The 921-nt window shown below is 60.6% G+C and carries 2 protein-coding genes; both read left to right on the forward strand.

Features of this window, described 5'->3' with window-relative positions; all coding sequences use genetic code 11:
* Window positions 1-180: hypothetical protein (locus tag H5T41_11380; GenBank protein MBC7109360.1), on the forward strand; the 180-nt coding region annotated here is incomplete at its 5' end.
* A gap of 114 nt (window positions 181-294) precedes the next feature.
* Window positions 295-921: amidohydrolase family protein (locus tag H5T41_11385; GenBank protein ID MBC7109361.1), on the forward strand; the 627-nt coding region annotated here is incomplete at its 3' end.

The following is a 921-nucleotide window of genomic DNA, read 5'->3' on the forward strand; positions in this document are numbered from 1 at the left end:
CTCATCGCGGTGGACACCCCCTGCCCGATCTTCATCGCTCCCGAGGTGGAGGGCTGCGAGTCCATCACGGCCTTGGTGACCATGCGCGTGGTGGACGCCTGCGGGGCCGTGGCCGAGGACCAAGTAGTGATCACCGTCCTCAACGTGAACCGGCCGCCTACAGTCAAAGCCGATCCATAGAGATAAGCATCCTCGTGGAGGAAAGGGCCGCTTCGGCGGCCCTTTTCTTTTGCCAAAAGTTTGCAAAGAAAAGAGAGCGCAGATAGCATGCCCGCGCCGAAAAGGAGTCAGTCCATGGGAAACCTCGTCATCAAAGGTGGGACTCTGGTCACTCCTCGGCGCGTGGGACGGGGCACGGTGTACATCGAGGACGGAAAGATCGTGAGATTGGCGAAAGCTCCAGCAACTGAGGTCTTCGAAGCGCGCGGGCTTTTGGTCCTTCCCGGAGCCATTGATGCCCATGTGCATTTCGCTCTTCCCGTGGCGGGGACGCGCTCGGCCGACGATTTTCACAGTGGTTCTTTGGCCGCGGCCTGCGGCGGGGTCACCACCTTCATCGATTTCACCCTGGGCCACCCTGAAGTTTCCTTGCCCGAAGCCCTGGAAAAGAGGCTTTCCGAGGCCAAAGTCTCCACCGTGGACTACAGCTTCCACGTGGAGATGATCGGCTGGACTCCTGATCGTGTCCGGGAAATTTCGGAGGTCAAGGACCTCGGGGTGCGTTCGTTCAAATTTTATTTGGCCTATTCTGAATCCGGCCGGCGCACGGACCTCCGCACCCTCAAGGCGGCCATGGAGGCCATCCGGGAAATCGGAGGCGTGGCCATGGTCCATGCGGAATGCGACGAGCTCGTGGACCCAAAGAAAGGACCGTTTCCTTGGGCCAGGCCGGCGATCAGCGAAGAGGTGGCCATCGCCGAG

The sequence above is a fragment of the Methanomassiliicoccales archaeon genome, from assembly GCA_014361295.1.
GTDB lineage: Archaea > Thermoplasmatota > Thermoplasmata > Methanomassiliicoccales > JACIVX01 > JACIVX01.